Below are 22,089 nucleotides of genomic sequence, written 5' to 3'. Positions count from 1 at the left end.
CCATGATCAACAACGACAGGTACAAGCTAATCGGGCTCATGTCCGGCACGTCGGGTGACGGGCTGGACCTGGCATTCTGCTCCTACGAAAAAAACAAGCAATGGGAGTTTGAGATCATACAAGCGGCCACCATCCCCTTTCCGGAGAAGCTGGGGCAATCGCTCCAATCCGCCCATTTGCTGGATGCAGAATCCCTGGAATTCCTTGATATCGCCTTTGGAACCTGGATGGGACAGGTAGTCAGGGATTTTTGCACGAGGAATGCCTTTCAACCTGATGCCATTGCCTCCCATGGCCATACGGTATTTCACCGGCCCGAGGGGGGCATGACGCGCCAAATCGGTAATGGACAGGCCCTATGCGAAGCCTCCGGGCTTCCCGTAATCAATGACTTTCGCATACTGGACGTGGTATTGGGTGGGCAGGGCGCTCCCCTCGTTCCTATTGGCGATGCCTTGCTTTTTCCGGACTTCGACTTTGCCTTAAACCTGGGAGGAATCGCCAATATATCGATGTATACGGGAGGCCAGCGGATTGCTTTTGATACCTGTCCCTTTAATTTGCTATTGAATCATTTTTCAAGGAAAGTAGGCAACACGTTTGACGCCGGTGGAAACCTGGCTCGTGAGGGAATGGTCATTCCAGAATTGCTCGCCGACCTGGGCCAACTTCCCTATTATTCTCTTTCGGGAGCGAAATCACTTGGGAGGGAGCATATTGAAGCAGATTTTATTCCCTTACTCGAAAAAGGTACCCATGCGATCCCGGATGTACTGGCTACGCTAATCGAACATTTCGCCGATAACATCGCCGGTGTCATCCAGCATCAGGAAAACCCGGGAACAAACAAAAAACAGCTACTGATCACGGGAGGAGGTGCGTATAACGTATTTTTTATCGAAAAACTTTCCGAAAAAATCGGGACATATGCAAACCTGACGCTTCCCGAAAACGAAATCATCGATTTTAAAGAGGCCTTGGTGTTCGGGTTTTTAGGCGTCTTACGGCTACGCGGCGAAACCAACTGCCTGGCATCCGTGACCGGTGCTTCCCGGGATTCCTGCGGTGGCACCGTTTTTGGGCTTTTCCCCTAAATTGAAATCAAACCAAAATAATGAGAGAACTACTAAAAAAATTTGAAAACCGTCAACCGGAAATAGTTTTTGAATGGAGCGACAGCGAAACGGAAGCAGAAGGGTGGCTGGTCATTGATTCGCTGAGAGGCGGAGCAGCCGGTGGGGATACCCGAATGAAAAAGGGGCTGGAAAAAAAAGATGTGATCCAGCTGGCCAAAAATACCGCTATCAAATATACCATCTCCGGACCTCCGATTGGGGGGGCGAAAGCAGGTATTAATTTTGATCCGGAGGACCCCCGAAAAGAAGGTGTACTCAAAAGGTGGTTTCACGTGGTCTCCCCCATTCTCAAAAGCTACTTTGGTACCGGGGCCGGTATCCACATCAGCGAAAGCAAGGAACTGATTCCCCTGACCGAAAATCACGGCCTTTGGCATCCACAAGAAGGGATTGTCACAGGCCATTTTACACCCGAAGGGCCAAAGAAAATCCGGAAAATCGGACAGCTTAGGCAGGGCTTGTCCAAAATCATCGAAAACCCGGACTATTTCCCCCCGGGTTCGGCCAAGTACCGGGTGAGCGATATGATCACCGGATTCGGACTGGCGGCTGCTGTCCTGCACTACTACCAGCTGTGGGGAGGATCCGCCACCGGAAAAAAAGCAATGATACAGGGCTGGGGCAATGTGGGGGCAGCGGCCGCCTATTTTCTAGCCAAAGAAGGCGTACAGGTGGTCGGTATTTTATCCCTGGAGGGTGCCATCATTGACCCGGATGGGTTGGATGAAGCAGCCATAACGAAATTGTTTTTGTCAAAAGAAAAAAACAAACTGGTGAGCACCAAACGAATCCCTTTCGAGGAAGGGAACGAAAAATTCTGGAATCTCTCCGCTGACATTTTCATTCCTGCCGCTAAATCCCGTCTGGTAGACAAAGCCAAATTAGAAAAATTGATGGCTGGAGGCCTGACCTTGATCGCTAGCGGGGCAAATTTTCCTTTTGCCGAAAACGACATTTTTATGGGACCTATCAGTACCCTCGCTGACGAAAAAATATCCCTCATCCCGGACTTTATCTCAAACGTGGGCATTTCCCGATTGGCGGCTTACCTCATGTCTGACCGCGTCCTACTTACCGATGAAGCCTTGTTTGGCGACGTCAGCAAAACCATTCACAAAGCCTTAAAACAATGCCATCAGGCACAGGCCAGTCCAAATAAAATCGCACAAACGGCTTTGGAAATAGCCCTTCAACAGCTTGGTTAAGGGTTTACCGGGATTTATGCGGTCAAAAATATCCACTATTTTTGACCGCTCCCATTAATTTATTTGGTTCCTACACCACAAAATAACTAGTTTAGGGGAATTTATTGCAACCGACCGATTTTCCAAGAGCCTTGGAAATGCTTTACTTAATCATTCTTTGACCAATAATTTGACGTGAATGAAGAACTATTTCGCTTCATGGTTCCTGCTATTTGGATTTCTTTTCCTGATTTCAAACCAAGTACAAGCCCGTTCTATTTCCCCATCTGAATCGATTGCATTGGCCGACCAACAAACCGAGGCGCTGCAATCTCCCATTACCGATTCGGTACATCCGGCCGAACCGGAACACGAAGCAGCGCATGGACATGCCCCGGCATGGTTGGTAATTCCCTTCGTAGCCCTGCTTCTCATGATTGCAACCGGACCCTTGTTTTACGAACATTTCTGGCACCATAATTATCCAAAAATTGCTGTCAGTCTGGCAGCCACCGTCGTCCTTTATTACCTCTTTGTCTTACACAACGTTCACAACCCGGTGCACGCCCTTGCTGAGTACGTGCAATTCATTGCATTGCTCGCTTCCTTGTTTATTGCCTCCGGAGGCATCCTCATCGAAGTTGATAAGAAATCAACGGCTTTGGCAAATGTCACCTTGCTGGTTGTTGGTGCAGTTATTTCCAACCTGATCGGTACCACTGGAGCCTCCATGTTGCTGATTCGTCCGTTCATACGCCTGAATAAAGACAACATCCAACCGTACCACATCATATTCTTTATATTTATGGTGAGTAATATTGGCGGGTCGCTCACACCAATCGGAGATCCACCGCTCTTCCTAGGTTTCCTGAAAGGGGTGCCTTTTTTCTGGACCCTGACCCATAATTGGCCCGCATGGGTACTCGCCCTTACCATTCTGGCAATTCTATTTTACCTGATTGACCGACGATTTGGTGGAACGAAAGGGACGGCTGAGCTCGATGAGGAAGTAAGTTATTCCAACAAAATATCGCTTTCAGGAACCAAAAATTTTCTGTGGCTATTGGTCATCATCATTTCGGTCTTCCTGGATCCAAACGTCTTGGATTGGGTGCCTGCGATTCATTACGACGGGCAAAAATTCAGTTTTATCAGGGAATCCATCATGTTTGCAGTGGCCTATTTTTCCTTTAGATTTGCGGACAAAAAAGCCTTGACCGGGAATGAGTTTAATTTTGAGCCCATACGGGAAGTGGCGTTTATCTTCATCGGTATCTTCGGGACGATGATGCCGGCGCTGGAACTGGTGGGTACCTTCGCGCAATCTGAGGAAGGAGCCGCCATGATTACCTACAATAGCCTGTATTGGGGCACCGGGCTGCTTTCCGGATTCCTGGATAATGCACCCACCTACCTGAATTTTCTTGCCGCGGCCATGGCCTCCCAGGGAGCCGATATCAACGTGATACAACAGGTAAAGGACTTTGCTTTAAATAACTACCTGGATTCGTCTTTTGAATTGATGGCCATCTCCATCGCATCGGTTTTCTTCGGCGCCATGACGTACATAGGCAATGGTCCCAATTTCATGGTCAAATCCATCGCTGAACAAAGCGGAATAAAAATGCCCTCCTTTTTTGGGTATATTTTGCGATTTTCCATTCCCATCTTGCTACCGATCTTATTTATCACCTGGCTGGTCTTTTTCGCCTTTGCCGGGTAACCTACGCGCCGAACACCAAGCAACGTAAAGACCTGTAAAACCTATGGGATACTTTTTCCCAATTGAATGGATCAGAGAGCTACCGAGCCCTATACGCTGCGATCTCCTCCATAAAACAAAACGGTGCGACCCCTACGTGAGGAGCTGCACCGTTTGTTCGCTGACAGTTCCGGGCGTTGCTTACTTGCTCACAGACGCACGTACTTCCAGACGGGTGGGTCCCATGAACCAGACCTTTTGGTTTCCCTTGAGCTGGTATTCGACCAGGTCTTCGTTATCATCCAAAAATAAGACGCCATTCACTTCCGATTGGTAAAATAGATTACTCGTCACTGTCTCTATGCGAATCGCTTCGATCCGCTCCCCGTGCTTTTGTACAAGGATTTGCTGTACGGTTCCTTTTTCTCCGGGCTTGAGGGCATGAATCAATCGTCCGTCTTCCTCGGTAGTTTCGTAAGACGTGGCCAGTGCCGCCTTGTTGATATCGGCCTGAAAAAAAAAGTCCAGTTCCTTTCGCCAGGCTTCCTCGTCCGGTTCAAACCGAGCTTCCTCGACTTCCTCGTTGAAGCGAATGGTCTTAGACACGGCGGCTCCCGCGCGTTGGGCGATCTTCTCTTCCAGGAAATCGGACACCGGAAAATACCGATCAATTTGCGTCGGATTGGCGAATGGTGCATCCGCATCCTCCTTGCACGAAAACAAGACCGGTGCCGCGAGTGCCAGTATCAAAAACCTGCGGAATAGGGGGTTCATGAATGGTCCTTCAGGAGAATGGTTCCGGTCATTTCCTGTGGCGGCTCCAACCCGATCAACTTCAAAATCGTGGGCGCCAGGTCTCCCAACTTACCATCTATTACTTCCAGACGGTCGTTTTTGTCTACCATGATGCAGGGAACCAAATTGGTGGTATGTGCCGTGTTTGGGGTTCCATCCGGGTTCACCATGCAATCGCTGTTGCCGTGATCGGCGATGACAATCACCGTGTAATCATTTTCCAGCGCCGTTTCAACGACCGAAGCGGCACATTCATCCACCGCCTCACAGGCTTTTACCGCCGCATCAAAAACACCGGTGTGCCCCACCATATCCGCGTTTGCAAAATTCAGGCAAATAAAATCCGCTTCCCTCTTTGGTAACTCTTGATTTATTTTCTTTGCAATTTCGTAGGCAGACATCTCTGGCTGCAAATCGTAGGTGGCTACTTTGGGTGAGTTGCAAAGAATCCTGCTTTCTCCTTCAAACGCCTTCTCTCTGCCTCCAGAAAAGAAAAAAGTCACATGGGGGTATTTTTCCGTTTCAGCGATGCGTATTTGTTTTTTGTGGTGCTGTTCCAATACCGCCCCCAAGGTATTACTCAAGTTGTCTTTTTCAAAAACCACCGGAATACCCTCAAAATTTTCATCATACAGGGTGAAGGTGATGTAATTCAACGCTAACTTTTTCATGTTGTAATCCGGGAAATCCTTCTGTGTAAGCACCTCGGTAATTTCCCTTCCCCGATCTGTTCGAAAATTAAAACAAATGACCGTATCTCCTTCCTCAATCGTCGCCAATGGCTTACCAGTTTCGTCTACCTGAATAATTGGGCGAATGAATTCGTCCGTGACACCATTGGCGTAGGATTTCCGGATGGCAGAAAGCATGTCTTTTGATTTTTCTCCCTCACCGTGCACCATGGCATCGTAGGCTAGTTTCACGCGCTCCCAACGTTTGTCCCGATCCATTGCATAATACCTCCCGACGATGGAAGCGATTTTACCCACCGATCCTTCGCAATGGATTTTGAGATCCTCCAAAAAACGAAGTCCACTCTTCGGGTCGGTATCCCGTCCATCGGTGAATGCATGGATAAAAACATCCTCCATGCCATTGTCCCGGGCCGCGTCACACAAGCCCTTCAAATGGAAAATGTGTGCGTGAACCCCTCCGTCTGACACCAGTCCAACCAAATGCACCTTTTTACCGTTGACTTTTGCATCGTCAAAAGCAGCCTTAAGCACGGGGTCCCTGGATAATGCCCCTTCCTGAACCGCTTTATTTATTTTTACCAGATCCTGGTACACGACCCTTCCGGCACCTATATTCATGTGACCCACTTCCGAGTTGCCCATTTGTCCCTCCGGTAGCCCTACGGCCAGGCCGGACGCATCTAGCCGCGAATGGGGATACTTCTCATACAAACTATCGATAAACGGGGTCTTGGCTTTATCAATCGCAGAAACTTCTGGGTTGGGAGCAATTCCCCACCCATCCAGGATCATTAATAAAACTTTCTTATTCATGTTTTTTTTTATTGGTTATACGCAAACAAAAATTCCGGAGGCTCCCAGAGCCCGTGACCCGGCTGTTCCTCCTGAAGGGATACATCTTGAGGCATCATTCACTGCCTCGCAAATATAAGATAATTAAAGATAGGGCTCAGCAAATTATCCAATAATCTCCCCTGCGTATCCCCAGGTCCTTGTAACTACCTTACCTGCTTCCGCCGCTACCCTAGATTTTGGCCTGGATTTTGTAGCGGGAAAAATCATGTTTTGTTTGATCCCCAAATTCATTGCGATTGGCTTTTTCGTTTGTTGGTTACCAATGCTTACCCTCGCTCAGGAGCAGGAAAATGACCTTGCATTTGCCATGCAACGGGGCTCCATCCAGGAAATCTCGAAATACCTGGACGATCGGGTGGAAATTAGCTTTGATAACAACAAACGCGACTTCTCCAGAAATCAGGCAGAGATTGTACTGAGAGACTTTTTTAAAAACCAACCCTCGGAGGGATTTGAGTTGCAGCAAAAAGGGCAAACCAGCACAAGCCTTTCTTACCTGATCGGCACGTATCGTTCCAGTAGGGGTGATTTTCGCGTGCTGATCCGCCACAAGAAAAGGGACGAGCATTCCTTCCTTATTTACAGCATGGATTTTATCCGGCACTAATTTAGCCCTGCCTGTTTCAAAATATTTCTTACTTTTGACGTACCATGCAGGAATACCTAACGAAAGAGCGATTAACCAGTTTCATACAGGCAGCATTTCAGGAGGATGTGGGCGAGGGAGATCACTCCACGCTAGCCGCAGTCCCGGCCGATCAGCCTGGCAAAGCCCAGTTACTTATCAAAGAACCGGGGGTCATCGCAGGTCTTGAACTGGCGAAAATGATCTTTCATTTTCACGATCCCGAATTACAGGTCGAAACCCAGGTAGCGGACGGACAAACAGTTGGGCCCGGACAAATCGGGTTTTGGGTAACTGGAAAGGCTGCTTCCATCCTCACCACCGAACGATTGGTTTTGAATTGCATGCAACGCATGAGTGGAATTGCAACCAAAACCAAAGCAATGCATGCCCTGATTCAGCATACCAACGCGCGGCTACTGGATACCCGGAAAACCACACCCAATTTTCGCATGTTGGAAAAATGGGCCGTTTCAATAGGAGGAGGAAAAAATCACCGATTTGCCCTGTACGACATGATCATGCTAAAGGATAACCACATCGACTTTGCGGGTGGCATATCCCGGGCGATAACTGCTGCGAAAACCTACCTGCAACGCGAGGAACTGGACCTAAAAATTGAAATCGAAACCCGCAGTCTCGACGAGGTCAGGGAAGTCATGCGCGTAGGAGGGGTGGACATCATCATGCTTGACAACATGGACGTCCCAACCATGAAAGAGGCGGTACGCATGATTGGTGGTCGCTACGAGACGGAAGCCTCGGGCGGTATCGATGAGCAACGTATCGTACCCATTGCCGAATCCGGCGTTGATTATATTTCGGTTGGAGCACTCACCCACCACGTGAAAAGCCTGGATATTAGTTTGAAGGCCGTACGGTCTCCGCAGCAAACTGCAGACTGACCAAATTGGCATAGTGCCCGCCTTCCCTGGCAGCGAGCTGTTCGTGGTTACCTTCTTCGATAATTTTTCCGTCTTTTAACACGTAAATCCGATCCACTTTGCGAATGGTGGCCAGTCGGTGGGCAATGATGATGGTGGTACGCCCCTGCATCAACTGGTCCAGCGCCTCCTGCACCAATGCCTCCGAAGCTGCATCCAACGAGGAAGTGGCTTCGTCCAAAATCAGAATGGCCGGGTCTTTCAGGATGGCCCTGGCAATAGCGATACGCTGGCGTTGGCCGCCGGATAACTTTATGCCGCGCTCACCCACCAAGGTATCCAACCCATCCGGAAAACTTTCAATGAACTCCCAGGCATTTGCCTGCCGGGCGGCCTGGACGAGTTCCTGCTCGCTTGCATCGGGTTTGGCGTACAGGATGTTTTCGCGAATGGTCCCTCCAAACAACAATACTTCCTGAGGTACAATCCCAATATTCTTTCGCAGCTGTTGCGGATCCCAATCCCGGATGGATTCACCATCCAGCAAAATATCCCCCGTCCCTACCGAGTAAAATTTGAGCAATAATTGGATTACGGTTGATTTGCCTGCCCCGCTATGCCCTGCCAGGGCCACTTTTTCCCCCGGAGCGATCTCCATGCTAAAGCCATCCAACACCCGGTATTCCGGGCGCGTTGGGTAATGAAAAACTACTTCCTCAAAGGAAATGGAACCCGAGAGAACGGTATCTTTTCTTACCGGGATCGCTACTTCCGCTGCCTCTTCGAGAATCTCCAGCACCCGCTCAGATGAGCCGATGGCCTTCTGAACCTGCCCGTAAATATCCCCCAAACCAGCGATGGAGCCCCCAATGAAGGTTGTGTACAAAACAAAGGAAACCAGGTCGCCAATACTCATTTCACCAGCGCTCACCAGTGTGGCCCCGTACCAGATGACGGCCACAATCCCGCCGAAAAGCGCAAAAATGATAAAGGAGATAAATGCGCCCCGAAACCCAGCCGCCTTTAGCGCGACGCCAACTACCCGATCCAGCCGGCTTCGGTAGCGGTTGGATTCGTAGACCTCTCCGGTAAAGGATTTTACGGTAACGATGGATTGCAACGTCTCTTCGACCACCACATTGGCTCCTGCCAATTCGTCCTGCGTCTTTTTCGAAAGCCTTCGAATGAACCTACCGAATACCATCGCAATGATCACCAGCACCGGAATAGTGGCCAGCATAAATAGGGTAAGCCTGGGAGTGGTATAGATTAGAAAGCCAATACCCACCAGTAAGGTGATCACCTGACGAAGCAATTCCGCCAGGGTGATGGAAAAGGTATCCTGTAGCATGCTTACATCGGCAGTGATCCGGCTAATCAACTCCCCGGTGCGGCGTTTGTCAAAAAAGGTCATGGGCAATCGAACCAGGCGGTCGTATAGTGCTACCCGTATGTCTCGCATGGATCGTTCACTTACTTGTGCAAACAACCAAACCCTGAAAAATGAGAAAATACTCTGCACCAACAAAATACCAAGCAATATGTAGGCAATACCATCGATATCGTTTACAATCCATTCCTTCCCCGAGGCAGCATCAATCAATTTACCCGCAACAAAGGGAAAGGTGAGAAGCATGAGACTGGAGAACAAAAGAAACAGCATCCCCAGCAAAAAAGGACCTTTGTACGGAAGAGCAAACCGGAAAATACCGGAGAGCTTTTCAAGGTTCTTCTTATTCAGTTTTCTTTTTTCGCTTTTATCTAATGGTAAACCTCGTTGCTTGGCCATTTATTCCGATTAATTCAAAATCCTTGCAAGTTAATTTTTTTTCCCTGTAAACAGTTTTCCTAACCTGCGGAGAAACTGCTTTTCTTTTTCCCAAAAGAAAGAAAATTGCCCAAAGATGAATCCATAAAAAAGCAAAAAAACCTGATACAACGGGAGTACCAGCAATAGATATAGCAGGGTTTTGTAGAAACCCCCACTGCTGGTATCCACACCAAGAAAAGAAAAAATGGGTTTTTTGACAAATAATATAGTAAATCCCGTACAGGCAAAAACAACCAATACCAAGACAACCTGCCACAAACTGGCGAGTTTCCATTTGGATTTAAGCCTTTCCAGGAAATTGGGCGATTTTCTGTGGGACCTTTCGCTCATCTAATCAAAATCAAAAAGCCCCTCGTTTAGACGTTTCAGGGCTTGTTCCTTGTGTTTTCCGTCTATGAGAATGGACACATTGTGCTTGCTTCCCCCGTAGGAAACCATGCGCAATGGAAACTGTTCCAAACTATCCATGATTTTTTGCAGCACACCGGTTTCTTCCATAATGGCATTGCCCACGATACAAATGATGGATAGGTGATGATCCACCTCCACTTTCCCCAGCTTTTGCAGCTCGGCGGTAATTTCCTTGAGATGGGATACATCATCCAAGGTCAGGGATATTGCCACTTCCGAGGTGGTAATCATGTCGATGGAGGTTCGGTATTTTTCGAAGATCTCAAACACTTTTCGAAGGAAACCATACGCAAGCAACATCCGACTGGATTTGATCTTTACAGCGGTAATGCCGTCTTTGGCAGCGATGGCTTTTACGCCCACGGTTCCTTCTCCCGTTCCCGTGATGCGTGTACCGGCAGCCTCGGGAGCCATGGTATTTAGCAGTTTTACCGGCACGTTGTGGAGCTGTGCCGGCCAAATAGAGGCAGGATGCAAGATTTTCGCCCCAAAATAAGCCAGCTCTGCCGCTTCGTCAAAGGAAAGGTGTGCGATCGGTCTGGTCTGCTCCACGATCCTGGGATCGTTGTTGTGCATACCATCGATATCCGTCCAAATCTCCACCGCCGTAGCGTCTACCGCCGCCCCGATCAAAGACGCCGAATAATCGCTGCCCCCTCGTTTCAGGTTATCCACTTCGTTTCGGTGGTTCTTGCAAATATACCCCTGCGTTACAAAAATACTGTCTTCCGGATACCTGGCCAAAATAGATGCCAGGCGTTCCCTAATCCGGGGCAATTCCGGCTCGTCGTTTTCATCGATACTCATAAATTCCAGCGCAGGTAAAAACACCGCCGGAATCTCCAGCTCCTGTAGCAAGGTATAAAACAATTTGGTGGACAATAGTTCGCCCTGGGCCAAAATGTCTTTGTTGATGGCCTCGTTGAAAGAAATTTTCAAGATGATCGTCAAAAATTCAAAATGTTCCTTAATGATCTGAACCGCCTTTGAACGCCCAGCCTTGGAGGTCAGCAGCTCCAAATAAAAATTCGTGTAATGCTCTTGAAGTTCGTCGATTTTTTGTTTTGCTTTGTCCTTTTTTCCGTCTGCCAACGCTTCACCTATACTAACCAGAGCATTGGTGGTACCGGACAAGGCCGACAAGACCACGATCTTTCTTTCCTCGTCCGAAGTAATCAAGTCTTTTACCTGGTGCATTCGTTCCGGCCTCCCCACAGAAGTACCGCCAAATTTCATGATTTTCATGCGTATTGCAGTTTATTAAATGAATGAATTGCCAGAAATGCCGCTAAAATCCGAGCATTTTTATAGCCGTTATGGCGGCTTCATCTCCCTTGTTACCGTGCTTGCCACCCGCCCGGTCCAGGGCCTGCTGCTGGGTATCCGGGGTCAATACCCCAAAAATCACCGGCTTATTAAAGGTCAAGCCCACCTGCGTTATGCCCTGTGCAACAGCATTGCAAATAAACTCAAAATGTCTGGTTTCTCCCTGAATCACACATCCCAGGCATATCACTGCGTCAATGTCTTCCTGTTTGGCCATCCACTGGGCTCCCAGGGGCAATTCGAATGATCCGGGGACGTTTTTTCGAACGATGTGCTCCCGCCTGGCGCCATGGCGAAGCAGTGTCTCCAAAGCCCCGCTATACAGGGATTCGGTTATTTCATCATTCCATTCGGAGACCAGTAGGGCAAATTTTTTATCCCGAATATCCCCGATATTTCCTTCAGAATGCTGACTGAGATTTTTTAACGATGTAGCCATGATTTCCAGTGTTTATATAAAAAAAGAGTAAAACCTTCCTGGCCTTACTCTCCCTGATGCTAGATAGATCGCCTATCAGTTAGAAGCCAGGCCCTCTAGCCTCGCTTTGTGTTTACGGGCCTCTGTATACTCGTATGCGTCACTATAGTTGTTTTCTATTTCGCCATAGGTTTCTATCGCCGCCTGAAGGTTCCCGTCTTCCTCGTAGGCAATAGCCAGTTTGGACAGGTACTTTGGCGTGAAAAATTTATTCTCCTTGTAGTTAGCGGCATTTTTATAATACCGTATCGCTTCCGAAATAGTGCCCAATTCCATGTAGGCATCGCCGATCAAGGAATAGGCATGGGCCTGTACCAGAAAATCATCCGAAGAGAATTTTTCCAAATGGTCGGCAGCCGACTCGTATTCACCCTGAGAAAGGTAGATGGATCCTACGTAAAAATGCGCCAGGTTAGAGGCTGCAGTTCCTCCGTATTCATCGATTATCTCCAAAAACCCGGGCTGCACCCCATCGCCGTTCAATGCGAAATCCACACTATCCTGCTCGAAATAATAGACAGCCTGGAACATTTCTCCCTGGGCTTTTTCGTTTTGATTGGCTTTATGAATCTGAAAACCAACAATACCAGCAATGATAAGAATCATCAGGCCGATAACGCCACCTACCAAACGGGTGTTTTGTTTTAAAAACGCTTCGCCTCTTCCAAGACGGGTAGCAATCGCTTCCGGGTTTTCCAGAAGCTCGTTGGATGTATCAGGTGCTGCCTTTCCCTTTTTGGTCTTTTGCTTCGCCATCATTTTAAATTTTGAGTGGCAAATATAGATGATGTTTTAATGAATAACAAAAGTATTCTGTTTTGTGCCCCAAAAAAGGATTTCCCTGTCACAACCAAACAGATAGTCAGTCTCTTGCTCTCCAAATTGCTTTTCCATAGCAATTATCCACCCAAAGGAAAGTGCGCAGAAGTAGCGCCCTTCTGGGTACCTCCGAACCCGCCCTGTTCGGGAGGTCCGGAGATACGGTGGTTCAGCTTTTCCAGGGACCGGTAATGGCCACGGTAATTCCAGGCCCTTGTATGTTGACAAAATAGGTCTTGCCCGAGGGAGAAAATACGCCGCCGGCGAGTTCGGATGCATACCCCACATTTTCTGCCAGGTGGTACAACGCTCCCTCCGGCGTGATCCCGACCAGAAAGGGATGCTTGTGGTCCTCACAAAGAATCACATCCCCCCAGGGGGCGACGGCCAGGTTGTCGCAGTTTTTCAGAATCTCCCGGTCGTTTGGCTCCGCAAACAGGCTGAGTTCGCCGGGGGCATTTTGCTCTTCCGGCCTACCTTCAAACTCGCTGGGGGTATACCGAAACACCTGTCCAGCACCAATTTTTCCCCCGTTGGTACAGGCAAAATATACTTCTTTATCGCCCCACCAGATGCCTTCGCCCCTGGCAAAAACGGCCGCTCCTTTTTCAAAACCCTGAAAACGCAGATCGTCATCCGGAGATGTAACATTCTCCAGGTCTATCCAACGCACTTTATGGCCCTTCATCATTGGAAATACCGGGCCTTCGCTGTCTTCCCAATTGCGGGTATCCCGGCTTTTCTCTCCCAGGATTGCCAGCGCCTGCAGCTTTCCGCCCTTGTGCAGATTCCCAGGGCTATTCGGAACGTAGCGGTAAAAAATCCCGTCACCACGATCTTCCGTCAGGTACACCACCCCCGAAGCCGGATCTACGGCCACCGCCTCGTGGTTAAACCTTCCCATGGCGGTAATGGGTTTCGGTACTGCTCGGTGAATGGTCTCCTGCGCTGGCACCTCGAAGACGTACCCGTGGTCTTTCTCCAGCTTGCCGTCGTATTCTCCTTTTCTAAGCGTACTCTCCTCACAGGTCAGCCAGGATCCCCAGGGAGTGATTCCGCCGGCACAATTTCGAATCGTCCCGGCAAGGCTCAGGTATTGGTGCTCCAATTCTCCACTATTTTCGTTGTAAACGAAGGTAGTGGTCCCACCCAATGAGGGCAGGATGCCTTTGCCAAAATCGTAAAATTCGGCCGCCGGCAGGGTTCCTATCAATTCGTTATTGGCACCAAAACCGGAATGCTCAAGGGAGTCCGGACTGATTTCGTGATTCCGAACCACGATGGTTCTGCCATTCTTTCCCTGAAAAGCACCCATGCCATCGGCAAGACCTGGCAAATAAAGCCCGTCTGCCATTTTGTCTCCTTTATTACTGATGATTTTGTAGGTAAAGCCCTCCGGCAAATTTAGAATCCCTGCAGGATCTTTTTTTAGGGGACCATAGCCCATCGCGGGCTTTAAACCCGGTTTCGCATGCGATAGTCCCGGATTCATAAACTGGTAGAGTCCCATAAAACCGAGGGTGGCCATTCCGGAGTTCCTGATAAATTTTCTTCTTGAATCGTTGATTGATGGTGTCATAAAAAAAGATTGTTTTTGCATGAAGGAAGTTTCATAGCCTCATTCCATTGAATACGGAAGGAATGTAACCGGCGTATAGGTGCAGTTTATCCAAATTCAAAGATAATTCCTAACTAAATATGCTGAGCGGCGATTACGAAATTGTGAAGCTTTTTAGTGGTGGCCCGGTAGCTAATCCGGCGGGTACCAGAACAGCTGCATTTTTCAAACGCATTGAGCCTTACCGGTATGAGGGAAGTAGGCAGGTGCAAAAATTTTTCAATTTTTTTTTAAAAAAAAATCGGCCAGAAACGGCCAAAAAAAGGTAAATTCGCCATTTTCACTTTTTAGACCCGTAAAAATGTATTTTAAATTATCAAAATTGTTTTTTGTTTTAAAAATTTTCTCTACCTTAGCATCATCAAACAGCAACAAAGTCACAAAGCGAGGGGACAAACGGACAGCAACTTATTTTCCTCCAGTTTTGAAAACCAGGTAACAGCGGGTAGGCTTTGGTAAAATAATATTCTTTAAAATAAAAAAACAGCGTCATGTTAAAGTACACATTCGAAACAGCAGAGCGGGAATTGAAAACATGGGTAGATCCTGAGAATGGTTCCCTTAACATCCAAATTGGAGACGAAACCGTCAACATTCCCCATCAAATCGGAGCGGAAATGATTGGGGTACTCCGCCAAAAACAAACCATCTTTCAGGAAGTCGAACGGAAGAAAAACAGTTCCTGGAGCAAGTTTATGGAGTCCTTGTCTGGCCAGAAAAGCGATCAGGGTAGGTACCATGCATTAAAAGACCAGAAGTACAAGGCCGCGTAACAGCCGCAGCCGGTACACCTTGGGTTACTAATTTCTTTTTTCAAACAATTTTTACTTAAAAAAACAGCGTCATGTTAAAGTACACCTTTGAAACCAATACCCAGGAGTTAAAAACATGGGTAGATCCGAACAACGGCAATCTCAACATTCAAATCGGCGATGAAGTCGTCAACATCCCCCACGAAACGGGAATGGAACTAATTGCCGTGATTCGTCAGAAGCAAGTGATGTTCCGGGAAGTAGACCGCAAACGCCTCAGCTCGTGGAGCAAGTTTATGGAAATGCTATCTGGAGACGATAAAAACAATATCTGGAGTTCTTCTTTGTCGGATAACTAATCCGGTTACAACAATATCTCTTCCCTGCGATTGATGAGGCGAAGGCATGGGGCGAAGCGTGAAGTGGGTACCTGGGTGCAGGAAGGAAGTTTTTTTACCTCGATTTTTGTGAGGATGTGGGAACGAAGCGATTCAATTTTTTGGTCAGGTAGGATATATTTTTTTAAAAAGGTCCAGGTCGGATCGGGCATACTTGCCTGATCCGGCCCGGGAAAAGTTTTTCAGGTAGCTTTTCTGACCACTCGTATTTTTTAAGGCTAATAAAAGCAAAACAGGCAGTGTCCGGTTGGATACTGCCTGTTTTGCTTTCCCATAGCCGAAATTTCCTTACCGCCTGGATATTTTATTCGTTACCAAGAGATTACTGCCATTACTGGAAAATGATCCGATGGATACCTGCCATGATAGGTATCAGTCAGTATTCCGTATTTTTTCACCGTGATGGTTTCGCTCACAAAGATATGATCGATGATTCGTTCGGTACTGGTACTGGTATCAAATCCATTGGTCGTTCCGTTGTTGGCATAAACCATGCCCGCGGCATCAAAGGTATCTTTCATTCCCGGTGCAGATTTCAGGAGTTGGTAGGCATCTGTCTCCTGACCCACGTTGAAATCCCCTGTTAGTAGTACGGGTATACCGTCCGGGTTAATTGCCTTGATTTTATCCAAAATCAATTGGGCGGATTGGTTTCTTGCCTCCACGCCCCTGTGATCAAAATGCGTATTGAATACGTAAAAGGTCTTTCCCGCCGCTTTATCTTCCATTTTTGCCCAGGTACAGATGCGGGGTAAGGCCGCATCCCACCCTTTATTTGGGTAACTGGTTTCGGGTGCCAGCCAGAAGGTTTCGCTCTGCAGTACACTAAATCGCTCCTTATCGTAAAAAATCGCCGAATATTCTCCCGCCTCTTTGCCATCATCTCTTCCCACACCTACAAAGTCATGGTTGGGCAAGAGACCGGTTAAGTCCATTACCTGACGATGGAGTCCTTCTTGTATTCCTACGATATCAAATTCGTGAAAGCGAATCAGGTTCGCCACCACGGCCCTTCGGTTTTCCCAAGTGTCAGGCGCATCTCCCGGATTGGCATACCGGATATTAAAGGTAGCAACGGTCGCGGGTTCCGCCTGGCCCCAGGAGCAGTTGCTCCAGAGAAGTGCCGCCATGCAGCACAAAACGATTCTTTTCATGTGGATAGGGATTATTTTGTCTTTTATTAGTTAAGCTGATTGAACGCCAAGTTAGGAAATAAACGAAAAAAGCCCCGGTTTTTTCCGGGGCGATTTGTTAGCACGAGCAAACGGGTATTAGCCGTTTTTCTTTTTTTCTGCCTGCTTTTGCTTTTTATCTGCCCTTTTCTCCATCATGTTCTTGGCGGGCTTTTTCTTATCCGTTTTTTTTTCTCCTTTGTCCTTGCTCATGGCTATTGAAAGTTTACGAAAATGTAGTCAGATTTATCGAGAATACCTATACCTATCGGTGAAATAATTTGTGGCCCCGACTTGCCTTACCAACCAGTATTTTCTACGCAACTCGCGGCGAAGTCTTTTCCTGCCTGGATTCTTCTCTAGCTGTCAGGCCACGAAAGCCTCGCATTGTTCCAGATGGGATGAAGACCCGCCGTGTCATTTTCGCCCATGTCGCCAATGGCTCCGGGGACCGGCGAGCGGTTGTAATTGGGAATATCGCAGCCTCCCACCGCACGGTGAATGCTATGGTGGGGAGATTCCAACGCCACCATCGGCTTCTCTCCTTGGTCAAGGTTTTCGTTCCATTCCTGTGCGGACGTGGTATTCGGAAACACCGTATAATTTGGCGTTTGCTGGCAATCTTTGTATTTCTGCACAACGTTAGTCGGTATAACTTGTCCATTTACCGTACTGGAGCTGTTCAGCCAATTCTTGATATTCTCGTTGAGGAGGCGGACGTTTTGTGATGTAGCTGGAAATTGTGCAGGGTGCTTTTCTGTGGCTGCCCGGTCCTCTGCCGCGTCCACCCGGCCGGATAGCGGGTACCGGACCGTTTCGTATCCCGCCCAGCAAAGAAACGCAATGGGGGTTCTCAGGGGACAATCATTTAATTCCTTTCCAGGCTCGTATCAATGCTTCCAGCGGAGCCTTGTTACCTTATTCGTATTTTTTTTTCCGGTTCCCGGAGCAAATGACGGATTTTTACTATTTTTTTCCTACCCGTAAAATTTTTTATTTTAATCCAGTATTCAAGTACCAATAGTATTCTTTGTGCAAAATTTTTATTTCTTTATGCATGGTTACCTACATCTATTTTGTTTAGCCACCGGGGAGGGAGGCCGGTTTTGGTCCCTTGCTGCAAGGGCGTATCTTTGCCTGTCAATAGGTAGTTATGAACCAACAGCAAAAAGACAGGAAAGCTTCGCTACTTGCAGCCATCGACCGCTGTGAAAATCCGTACGTTCTCGCCCAGGTAGCGACCCTTCTAAAGCGGGAGGGGATGCTCCAGCCAATTGGAGAACTAGCCACTGCTTTTCCCATGCTGCTACAGCTGGAATCGACTCGGGACTTATCCTTGCAGACCCGACTAAAAAGCGAAAACGTAACCCGCCTTTCCCGCTATCAGAATCTTACTGCTGCACCCTTGTTTCTGATCAGTTTGCTGATGCTGCTGATCACGGCCGCTATCCTGAATAATTTCTCTGTTGACGAAGCGGGTGTCCACCTGAACCCTTTCCTAAGCAAGTTGGCACAGGTATATGGGGTTATTTGGCTGCTGTATCTGGTCGACCTGCTGCTGGTTCTCTACCTTTCCTTCCGATTTAAAACCAAAATTGCAGGGGCGGCCTTTATTCCCAAACTGCTGAGTCTGGTGTTTCCCCCCTTGGGGATGAGCCTGCGGCACTATACAAAACCCGACAAGACCTGGTTGCCGGTGTATCATTGGTCCCTATGCAACGAGGGACTGTTGCAACACCTGAAAGAAAAGTTTTCCGTACCGATGATTGTCGTTGCCTTGTTGATCCTACCTGTGCTAATTATAGAGTGGCAATTTTACGAAGAGGTAGAAGCTTTTCTGAAAACCGACCTTTCCTTTGTTCTGGATATGGTGCAAGGCTTTATCTGGCTGGCATTCGCGCTAGAGTTTATGCTGCTCGTTTCCATTACCAATGATAAGTTTGGCTACGTTAAAAAAAATTGGATCGATTTGCTCATCATTGTGTTGCCGTTCATCTCTTTCGTGCGGACCTTGCGGATTTTTAAAGTAGCCCGGCTAACCCATCTGGCCAGGGGATACAAGCTACGAGCACTGGTAATGAAAGCAAGACAGGGGCTAATTGTCACCAGTTTCTTCTTTCGATTGCTGACTATTAAGCCGGATTTTCAACTGAAAAAACTAAAGAAAAAACTGGACCAAAACCAAGCAGAAAGGGAACGTATCGAAGAGGAACTGGTTCGGTTTGCGCGATGGATCAAGCAAAAAAATCAGCGGTAAGCATTTCTTTCCTAAAAAAACGATCCATTTTGGGTAACTTTGGTTGATTCGCGCCAAAACCACACGTTTCTCATGATCTCCAAAGCCATTCTTAGCATTGCCTGCTATTTCCTGTTGCTTCCACTAGGAGCACAGACGCCCTATTCCATTCCCTCATCGGCAAAAAAAATCCTATTTCTAGGCAATAGCATTACCTACGCTGGCCAATACCTAACCTATGCCGAAACCTACCTCCGATTGATGCATCCGGACAGAGACTGGGAGTTTTTCAACTTGGGTTTGCCCAGTGAAACGGTCGCTGGTTTGTCGGAAGAAGGGCATGCCGGTGGTGCGTTTCCCAGGCCGGATTTGCACCACCGCCTGGATGCCGTGCTGGAGGCGGTTGCACCGGACCTGATTTTCTCCTGTTACGGCATGAACGACGGCATATACCTGCCCTTTGACGAATCCCGTTTTGCAGCCTACAAAGCCGGCCAACAAAAGCTACAAGAAAAAGCCGAGGCGCTGGGAATTTCCATTATCCATCTGACACCCCCCGTCTTCGATCCCTCCAAGGATCCGGCCTATGCGGTGGTCCTGGACATCTATGCTTCCTGGATGGTAAGCCAGCGATACACGGCGGGCTGGAGCGTGATTGATTTGCATTGGCCGATGCGTAAATTTCTAGAAGACCGCAGAGAAGCCGACCCCGACTTTGCCCTGGCCAGGGATGCGATTCATCCCGCTGAACAGGGGCATTGGCTCATGGCCAAAAGCCTGTTGGAAGGAATCGGCGAATCCAGGTACCTGGAAGCGGAGCTGCCCGACAGCGCGTTTGCCGCAATTGCCCATGGCCAGGACTTGCTCCCACTGGTCCGTAAAAAGCAGGAGTTAGCCCGAGATGCATGGCTCACCCACACGGGGCATAAGCGACCCGGCTTACCTGAGGGTCTGCCTCTGGAACAAGCCCTGTCGGAAAGCGAAGCCTTATTGCAGACCATTTCCGACCTATTGGATTAGGTAAGATCGATGGTGAACGTTGTCTTTGGGAGGATTTCACCGAACGGGAACACCTCATAGCCCTCTTTCTTCATTTTTTCTTCGAAGGATTTTTTTGCCAGTGGATCCACCGCCATCAGCAAGCCGCCGCTGGTCTGCGGGTCGGCCACCAAGAGCTGATCTTCGTGCCGTTTAACCTGTATACCCTGTCCGTAGCTGTCCCAGTTTCGGTGCGTACCTCCGGGAATACAGCCAAGTTTGAGGTATTTGTCCACAAAAGGAAAGCGCGGCACCTGCTCCATTACCAACCTTGCGGAGAGGCCCGAGCCTTGACACATTTCGGTGAGGTGCCCGCCCAACCCAAATCCGGTCACGTCTGTCATGGCGTGAACTTCGGACCAGGAAGCCACCGTAGCCCCGATGGTGTTGAGCTGCAACATGGCATTTTTGGCCAGTACCAGGTCCGCCGCTTCCGCCAACCCTTTTTTCTCGGCAGTGGTCACCATGCCCACCCCCAGAGGCTTGGTCAGGTACAGGAGGTCCCCTACGTTGGCCCCGTTGTTACGTTTTACCTGGGAACTCGGAATTTTTCCGGTCACTGCCAATCCAAAAATCGGCTCCGGAGCGTCTATACTGTGCCCACCGGCAAGCGGAATCCCGGCGCGATGGCAAACAGCGCGTCCCCCCTCAAGCACCCGGCTTGCCACAGCAGCCGCCAACTTGTCGATGGGCCATCCCAAAATGGCAATGGCCATCAAGGGTTGGGCGCCCATGGCATAAATATCGCTTAGTGCATTGGTAGCAGCGATGGCACCAAAATCAAACGGGTCATCAACGATGGGCATGAAAAAATCGGTGGTACTTACGATGGCCGTTTGGCCATCCAAATCAAATACCGCCGCATCGTCGCTTTCTTCGTTGCCTACCAAGAGCCCGGGAAACTGAACACCGGATGGCTGTTCCTGGTGCAACATTTCGGCCAATACCGCCGGAGAGATCTTGCAACCGCATCCTGCTCCGTGACTGTATTGCGTTAATTTAATGGGCTCGTTTTCCATAGTTGATTAGTATTTGTGCGGTTTCTTCCAAATTTTCGCCGGTCAGGTAAAATTTTCCAACGACTTTATCCGATTTTTGTTGGATTCCTTTCCGATAGGCCCGGTCGTAATAGTTCAATACGATCGCCGCTGCTCTTCCTAGCTCGCCCGCCTCCACGCGTGCGATCGCCTCGCCGGTATTCGTAACTCCCAGCTTCCTGGCGATGCCCTGTATGGCCGTAATTAGCTTGTCTTCCGAAAGCTGACCGTAATCACGAAGCAGCACATCAATCCGTTTTTCGAGGGGAAGCTCCAAGTGGTAATGCGGCGCTAGCTGCATGTTGCGGTACAGCGGCTCTATCAAATGTACCCTCCCGATGGAAAACGACTCGTCTTCGATCCACACAGGCTTTTTGGGATCCAAGGCCAGAAAAGCCTCAAACAGGTCGTTTTGAAATTGCTCGGTGGTAGGTTGTCCCGTACTGAGTTGGTTTCCAAAACTGGATCCCTGATGATTCGCCAGGGCCTCCAAATCCACTACCTGCTCACCCGTCAGGCGAAGTTGCTTGAGCATGGCGGTTTTCATGGAGCCAGTAGCGCCTGTAAGTACCCGTAAGGGAGGTGGGTCTTCAAAATAGCTCAGCAAGGAGTTCCGGTACGCTTTGTATCCCCCTTTCATGATCCACACGGAAAATCCATACAATTCCAACAGCCAGGCAATGCTTTGGGAACGCATACCTCCCCGCCAACAATGCAGCAGAAAATGCTGCGCGTCAAAAGCTACAGCCCGTTCGATAAAATCCGCCATTTTCGGCCCGGTAATCCGTAATCCTTCGCTGATGGCCGCCTGTTTTCCCTTTTCCTTATACAGTTTTCCGATGGTTTCCCGCTCCGTGTTTTCAAAAAGTGGAAAACTGACTGCCCCAGGTACATGCCCCTGCTCGTACTCCGCCGGCGAACGGGTATCCAACACGGGAAATGCGTGCTTGTGCGCTAAAAATTCACGGGCTTCAATTTCTTTCATGGATTCGTAACTACCTCCTCGATGATTTGCTTGTGTGACTGCCGGCAGCAGTCAGTAAATCCATTCCGTGCGATATGCGGGTGTTTCCGCCCCAATCGCTACCCAATATAGG

At 48.7% G+C, this 22,089-nt stretch carries 21 protein-coding genes; 9 read left to right on the top strand and 12 right to left on the bottom strand.

Annotated features, from left to right (window positions below; genetic code table 11):
- Window positions 1-2: 2 nt before the first annotated feature.
- The 3 genes from BMW71_RS10750 to BMW71_RS10740 all read left to right on the top strand — a co-directional run bounded on the left by BMW71_RS10750 (window position 3) and on the right by BMW71_RS10740 (window position 4,043).
- On the top strand, window positions 3-1,094 hold the full coding sequence (locus tag BMW71_RS10750) for an anhydro-N-acetylmuramic acid kinase (RefSeq protein ID WP_092173493.1): 1,092 nt from the start codon (window positions 3-5) through the stop codon (window positions 1,092-1,094).
- 20 nt (window positions 1,095-1,114) lie between these two features.
- Window positions 1,115-2,341: a Glu/Leu/Phe/Val dehydrogenase dimerization domain-containing protein gene (locus tag BMW71_RS10745; RefSeq protein ID WP_092173490.1), complete on the top strand. Its 1,227-nt coding sequence runs from the start codon at window positions 1,115-1,117 to the stop codon at window positions 2,339-2,341.
- 178 nt (window positions 2,342-2,519) lie between these two features.
- A complete protein-coding gene (locus tag BMW71_RS10740; RefSeq protein ID WP_092173487.1) occupies window positions 2,520-4,043 on the top strand; it encodes a sodium:proton antiporter in 1,524 nt (507 codons plus the stop codon).
- 180 nt (window positions 4,044-4,223) lie between these two features.
- Here BMW71_RS10740 and BMW71_RS10735 read toward each other — a convergent pair whose 3' ends face one another.
- A complete protein-coding gene (locus BMW71_RS10735) occupies window positions 4,224-4,796 on the bottom strand; it encodes a hypothetical protein (protein WP_092173485.1) in 573 nt (190 codons plus the stop codon).
- Window positions 4,793-6,325, bottom strand: coding sequence for a 2,3-bisphosphoglycerate-independent phosphoglycerate mutase (gene gpmI, locus BMW71_RS10730; protein ID WP_092173482.1), 1,533 nt, complete (start codon window positions 6,323-6,325; stop codon window positions 4,793-4,795). Before gpmI ends, BMW71_RS10735 begins: the two co-directional genes overlap by 4 nt.
- Before the next feature lie 247 nt (window positions 6,326-6,572).
- On the opposite strand from gpmI, the gene BMW71_RS10725 reads away from it, so the two are divergent.
- Window positions 6,573-6,974, top strand: a complete 402-nt coding sequence (locus tag BMW71_RS10725) for a DUF4783 domain-containing protein (protein WP_092173480.1) — start codon at window positions 6,573-6,575, stop codon at window positions 6,972-6,974.
- A gap of 44 nt (window positions 6,975-7,018) precedes the next feature.
- Window positions 7,019-7,897, top strand: a complete 879-nt coding sequence (gene nadC / locus BMW71_RS10720; protein ID WP_092173478.1) for a carboxylating nicotinate-nucleotide diphosphorylase — start codon at window positions 7,019-7,021, stop codon at window positions 7,895-7,897.
- On the opposite strand, the gene BMW71_RS10715 is transcribed toward nadC, so the two are convergent.
- The 6 genes from BMW71_RS10715 to BMW71_RS10690 form a co-directional block, all read right to left on the bottom strand.
- Window positions 7,854-9,665 carry an ABC transporter ATP-binding protein gene (locus BMW71_RS10715; protein WP_092173476.1) on the bottom strand — a complete coding sequence of 604 codons (1,812 nt, stop codon included), beginning with the start codon at window positions 9,663-9,665 and terminating at the stop codon, window positions 7,854-7,856. The two genes, nadC and BMW71_RS10715, sit on opposite strands and share 44 nt — an antisense overlap.
- 30 nt (window positions 9,666-9,695) lie before the next feature.
- The gene (locus BMW71_RS10710; protein ID WP_092173473.1) at window positions 9,696-10,037 is read right to left on the bottom strand and encodes a DUF6787 family protein; all 342 of its coding nucleotides are present in this window, start codon (window positions 10,035-10,037) and stop codon (window positions 9,696-9,698) included.
- A complete protein-coding gene (locus BMW71_RS10705) occupies window positions 10,038-11,363 on the bottom strand; it encodes an aspartate kinase (protein ID WP_092173471.1) in 1,326 nt (441 codons plus the stop codon). It lies immediately after the preceding gene.
- 43 nt (window positions 11,364-11,406) lie between these two features.
- Entirely contained in the window at window positions 11,407-11,883 is a 477-nt protein-coding gene (gene ribH / locus BMW71_RS10700; protein ID WP_092173467.1) for a 6,7-dimethyl-8-ribityllumazine synthase, read from the bottom strand.
- 75 nt (window positions 11,884-11,958) lie between these two features.
- Entirely contained in the window at window positions 11,959-12,678 is a 720-nt protein-coding gene (locus BMW71_RS10695; protein ID WP_092174810.1) for a tetratricopeptide repeat protein, read from the bottom strand.
- A 232-nt stretch (window positions 12,679-12,910) separates the two neighbouring features.
- Window positions 12,911-14,320 carry an alkaline phosphatase PhoX gene (locus BMW71_RS10690; RefSeq protein ID WP_092173465.1) on the bottom strand — a complete coding sequence of 470 codons (1,410 nt, stop codon included), beginning with the start codon at window positions 14,318-14,320 and terminating at the stop codon, window positions 12,911-12,913.
- A 530-nt stretch (window positions 14,321-14,850) separates the two neighbouring features.
- Here BMW71_RS10690 and BMW71_RS10685 point away from each other — a divergent pair.
- Window positions 14,851-15,132 carry a hypothetical protein gene (locus tag BMW71_RS10685; RefSeq protein ID WP_092173462.1) on the top strand — a complete coding sequence of 94 codons (282 nt, stop codon included), beginning with the start codon at window positions 14,851-14,853 and terminating at the stop codon, window positions 15,130-15,132.
- Between the two features lie 71 nt (window positions 15,133-15,203).
- Window positions 15,204-15,470, top strand: a complete 267-nt coding sequence (locus BMW71_RS10680; RefSeq protein ID WP_092173459.1) for a hypothetical protein — start codon at window positions 15,204-15,206, stop codon at window positions 15,468-15,470.
- 350 nt (window positions 15,471-15,820) lie between these two features.
- Here the strand turns inward: BMW71_RS10680 and BMW71_RS10670 are convergent, their stop codons facing one another.
- Both BMW71_RS10670 and BMW71_RS10665 read right to left on the bottom strand, forming a co-directional pair.
- Window positions 15,821-16,663: an endonuclease/exonuclease/phosphatase family protein gene (locus BMW71_RS10670; protein WP_092173454.1), complete on the bottom strand. Its 843-nt coding sequence runs from the start codon at window positions 16,661-16,663 to the stop codon at window positions 15,821-15,823.
- Window positions 16,664-17,040: 377 nt separating this feature from the next.
- Window positions 17,041-17,469, bottom strand: coding sequence for a tyrosinase family protein (locus BMW71_RS10665; RefSeq protein WP_218145580.1), 429 nt, complete (start codon window positions 17,467-17,469; stop codon window positions 17,041-17,043).
- Between the two features lie 365 nt (window positions 17,470-17,834).
- Here BMW71_RS10665 and BMW71_RS10660 point away from each other — a divergent pair, with 365 nt between their 5' ends.
- Window positions 17,835-18,938, top strand: coding sequence for a hypothetical protein (locus BMW71_RS10660; protein WP_092173449.1), 1,104 nt, complete (start codon window positions 17,835-17,837; stop codon window positions 18,936-18,938).
- Window positions 18,939-19,010: 72 nt separating this feature from the next.
- A complete protein-coding gene (locus BMW71_RS10655) occupies window positions 19,011-19,937 on the top strand; it encodes an SGNH/GDSL hydrolase family protein (RefSeq protein WP_092173446.1) in 927 nt (308 codons plus the stop codon).
- Here BMW71_RS10655 and selD read toward each other — a convergent pair.
- Entirely contained in the window at window positions 19,934-20,974 is a 1,041-nt protein-coding gene (gene selD, locus BMW71_RS10650) for a selenide, water dikinase SelD (RefSeq protein WP_092173442.1), read from the bottom strand. The two genes, BMW71_RS10655 and selD, sit on opposite strands and share 4 nt — an antisense overlap.
- Window positions 20,955-21,977, bottom strand: a complete 1,023-nt coding sequence (gene mnmH, locus BMW71_RS10645) for a tRNA 2-selenouridine(34) synthase MnmH (RefSeq protein ID WP_092173438.1) — start codon at window positions 21,975-21,977, stop codon at window positions 20,955-20,957. The genes selD and mnmH overlap by 20 nt, the downstream gene beginning before the upstream one ends.
- Window positions 21,978-22,089 lie beyond the last annotated feature (112 nt).

The sequence above is a fragment of the Cyclobacterium xiamenense genome (assembly GCF_900109255.1).
Classification (GTDB): Bacteria; Bacteroidota; Bacteroidia; order Cytophagales; family Cyclobacteriaceae; genus Cyclobacterium; species Cyclobacterium xiamenense.
Note: the sequence above shows the minus strand (reverse complement) of the source record. Positions and strands in the feature narration are given on the sequence as shown.